At 69.8% G+C, this 3,960-nt stretch carries 3 protein-coding genes; 2 read left to right on the top strand and 1 reads right to left on the bottom strand.

What is annotated here, in order from left to right:
- Positions 1-83: 83 nt before the first annotated feature.
- The gene (locus ACWD2L_RS40870) at positions 84-668 is read right to left on the bottom strand and encodes a flavin reductase family protein (RefSeq protein ID WP_451193806.1); all 585 of its coding nucleotides are present in this window, start codon (positions 666-668) and stop codon (positions 84-86) included.
- 303 nt (positions 669-971) lie between these two features.
- Here ACWD2L_RS40870 and cdgB point away from each other — a divergent pair, with 303 nt between their 5' ends.
- Positions 972-2,672 (top strand): diguanylate cyclase CdgB, encoded by a 1,701-nt coding sequence (gene cdgB, locus ACWD2L_RS40865; RefSeq protein ID WP_451193803.1) that lies wholly within the window; start codon positions 972-974, stop codon positions 2,670-2,672.
- Positions 2,673-2,783: 111 nt separating this feature from the next.
- The gene (locus tag ACWD2L_RS40860; RefSeq protein ID WP_351346014.1) at positions 2,784-3,716 is read left to right on the top strand and encodes a carbohydrate-binding protein; all 933 of its coding nucleotides are present in this window, start codon (positions 2,784-2,786) and stop codon (positions 3,714-3,716) included.
- The last annotated feature ends 244 nt before the right edge of the window (positions 3,717-3,960 follow it).

Raw genomic sequence — 3,960 nt, 5'->3', positions numbered from 1 at the left:
AACGCCGGCGGGGCTGAAAGATCGGGGCTCCGCCCCGGACCCCGCTGCTCAATCGCCGCAGGGGCTTGATTTGCCCAGGGTTATCAGCCCAAGTTGCGGTAGCGGCCGCGGAAGTACATCAGGGGGCCGCCCTCCGCGCTCGGGAGGGAGGCCGACAGGACGCGGCCGATGACCAGCGTGTGGTCGCCCGCGACCACCGTGTTCTCCGTGCGGCACTCGAGCGTCGCCAACGCCCCACCCACCAACGGCGCCCCCGTGTGCTCCCCACGTACGTACGGAATGTCCTGGAACAGGAGCCGGTCGCTGAGCCGGCCCTTCATGGCGAAGCGGCCGGCGATGTGGCTCTGGGACTCCGAGAGGACCGAGACCGCCCACAGCGGCTGATCGTCCAGGAGGTCGTCCATGCGGGAGCTGTTGCGCAGCGACACCATCACCAGGGGCGGGTCGAGGGAGACGGACATGAAGGCCGTCGCCGTCATGCCCGCGTCCTCGCCGTCCGGCCCGTCGGGGTCGAGCTGCGGCTCGTGCGAGGTCAGCAGGACGACCCCTGCGGCCAGTCGGGACAGGGCGGCGCGGAACTCGTCGTTGCTCACCCCCTCAGCATGACCGGAGGGGGCCGAGTGGGCCGTGGGGGAGGGGACCGAAGTGGCGGTGGACGTCTTCAACACGACTTCAACGCTAGCTCTGCCCCCACGCGCCCCGCATCGGGCCGATGACCGAGGCCGGTCGTAGGACCATGGGCGCGGTTCGTCTTCAGGAAGCGCACAGAAACCACCCAGTAATGAGCCCCAATCCTTCATCTCCTGCTGTGACTTGAGTCACAGGGGCCATAATTTGTTGACCCTGTGTACCGGGTGCACAGCTCGCTGTGATTCAGTGGCGTCGACACTGCTGATGAACGTGCCGCTGCACGTGCGAAGCGAACCGATCCGAATTCTGGAGTGCTGTCGACGTCTCGGGGAGAACTGAGCATGGAGACCGAGTCGGAGCCGTACGTCCGTCTTGCGACCCTGCGTCAGCTGCACGAGGTAATGGCGGACATGAACACCGCCCGCAGTCTGGCCGACACTCTGCAGACCGTCGCGGACGGGGTCGTGAGCGGGCTCGGCTACGAGCTGGCGTGCGTGAACCTCGTACGTCCCGATGGTGACCTGGTCATCGCCGCCTTCGCGGGAAACTCCGCGGCCGAGGCCCTGATCACCGGACGTGTGGGCTCCCGCGCCGCCTGGGACCGCCGCCTTGCCATGGGCAAGAAGTGGGGCGAGCTGCGCTTCATACCGCACACCGAGGGCTGGGTGCTCGACGAGGACGACGTGCCGCAGTGGTTCACCGCGGGCCCGCCGCCCCGTTTCGAGGACGAGTGGCACCCCGCCGACCGCCTCTTCGCCCCCATGCACTCGACGGGCTCGTCCTCCGGCGAACTCATCGGCGTGATCTCGGTCGACCGTCCGCGGGGCGGCCGCATCCCCGGAGCCTGGGGCCGCGAGGCCCTGCAGATGTACGCCTTCCAGGCCGCCATCGCGATCAGCAACGCGCGGCTGCGGTCCAACATGCAGCGCGCCCTGGTCCGCCTGGAGCGCGAGCAGCAGGCGCTGCGGGCCAGCGAGGAAAGCTTCCGGCAGGCCTTCGAGTACGCCCCCTCCGGGATGGCGATCGCCGAGATGGGCGGCGACCAGCACGGCCGGCTCCTGCGGACCAACGACGCGCTGTGCCGCCTCCTCGGCCGCCCGGCATCGGCCATGCGCCGCTACTCGTTCTCCGACCTCGTGCACCCCGAGGACATCGGCACGCTGCTGCGCACCTCCGCCGAGGGCGGCCGTGCCGAGCTGCGCCTCGCCCGCCGCGACGGCACGTACGTCTGGGTGTCCCTGCGCAACTCGGTGGTCGCCGACGCCGCCGACGGGCCGCGCTTCCTGCTCACCCACGTCGAGGACATAGAGGAGCGCAAGCGCCGCGAGCTGCACCTCGCCCACCGCGCCTCGCACGACTCGCTCACCGGACTGCCGAACTCGGCGGAGCTGCGCGCCCGCCTCTCCGCCCGCCTGTGCCGCCGCCCCTACGAGCCGGGCCCCAGCGCCATCGACTCCCTCGACGCGGCCTACGGCGACCACCGGGGCGCTGCCGCCGCGGGCGAGGACGCGGCGGGGATCGGCTTCGACTTCGGCGCGCCCGTCCCGCACCAGTCGAATCTCTACGAGGGGTTCGACGGCTTCGACCACCATGTGCACGTCGCCGCACCCGAGCCCGACGGGGTCACCGGCGCGGACAACGGCACGAAGGGCCTCGCCGTCCTCTTCTGCGACCTCGACGGCTTCAAGTCGATCAACGACAGGTTCGGGCACAACGCGGGCGACGCCGTCCTCATCGAGGTCGCCCGCCGCCTTACCAGCGTCGTACGGGACGGGGACACGGTCGCCCGGCTCGGCGGTGACGAGTTCGTGGTGCTCGCCGACGGGCTGGGCCGCGAGGGCGCCCAGGACCTCGCCGTCAGGTTGCGGAACGCCATCATTCCGCCGATTCGAGTGGATGGCAGGGCGGTCCGGGTAGGGGCCAGTTTCGGCATCGGCTGGGCCCACTGCGGCATGACGGCCGAGGAAGTGCTGCAATCCGCTGACCAGCGGATGTACGTAGAGAAAAGATCACGCAGTAAGCAGCACAGACGGGCCGGATAGCCCCTACATTGGGCGCGGTCCCGCGGTCCCGGTGAGGTCAAGGCCACGCCGTGGGGTCACTCGCAGCGGGTACCCTCGCCGAGGTAAGCAACGTGTAGGGAGTGATCTGGGATGGCGCCCGGCAACAACAGCGGGAGCACCACGCCCGAGGACGACGATCCGTTCGGCTATCTGTACGCCGACGGACAGGCGGCCGGGGCGACCCCGCCCGAGGGCGCGGGCGGTGGCTACGGCTACCCGAACCCGCGCTCCTCCTACCGGGCCAATCACATCCATACGGTCGGCGAGCGCCAGTACGGGCAGACCCGGCCGACGCAGGCGTACCAGCAGCCGAACGCGCACTACCAGGCTCCGGAGACGATGCCCGGCGGCGGGGTCCCCTCGCAGCCGGGTCCGCCGACGGCGCCGATGCGCGGGGGCGGCCGCGGGCGTGGTCCGAACACGAAGGCGCTCCTGATCGGCGCGGTCGCCGTGGTCGCGGCCGTCGTCATCGGCATCGGCGTCGCCATGCTCAGCAACGACTCGGGTGACGACAAGGGCGAGGCCGGCGGCAAGGCCTCCAGCGGCTCGCAGTCGGTGCAGCCGAGCGAGAAGCCCTCGAAGTCGGCGTCCGCGGCGCCGGTCGACCTGCCCAAGACCGACGCGAAGACCCTGAAGCTGGCGGGTGGCACGTCCACCGCGTCGGACGTGCAGGGCGCGAAGGCGGACGGCGGGGTGTACGTCGCCGGGTTCAACAAGGTGGGCGCGAACCTGACGTGGACCGTCAACAACATTCCGAAGGACGGCGCGTACAGGTTGCACGTCGACTACGGGGTGCCGGGCAAGGACTCGGACGCGACGATCAACGTGAACGGTACGAAGCAGGATCGTCCGCTGAACATGAAGAACTTCGCCGGGGCCAAGGAAGGTGACTGGGAGAAGGGCTGGACGAACACGTGGGCCATTGTTCAGCTCACCAAGGGGACGAACGCGATTACGGTCTCCTGTGAGCAGGGCAACAAGTGCGACGCCAACTTCGACCGCCTGTGGCTCACCCAGAACTGATGCCCCTCACGCCTTCTGGTGATTGAGGCTGCGCCACTCAAGCCCCTGCGGCGATTGAGCCTTTTTCAAGCCCCGCCGGCGATTGAGGCGCGAGGTATGGGGCAGAGCCCCAAGCCCAGCCACGGCTACCCGGCGAGCGCCCCGGGGCCGAGCCCCGGTCAAACCGTACGAAAGGGGGCTACGCGGGGGCGCCGACCTCCGCCCACACGACCTTGCCCGTGACGCCCGGGGTGCGGACAACTCC

It is taken from the genome of Streptomyces sp. NPDC002754 (genome assembly GCF_053592315.1).
This window is presented reverse-complemented; position numbering and strand designations above follow the sequence as displayed.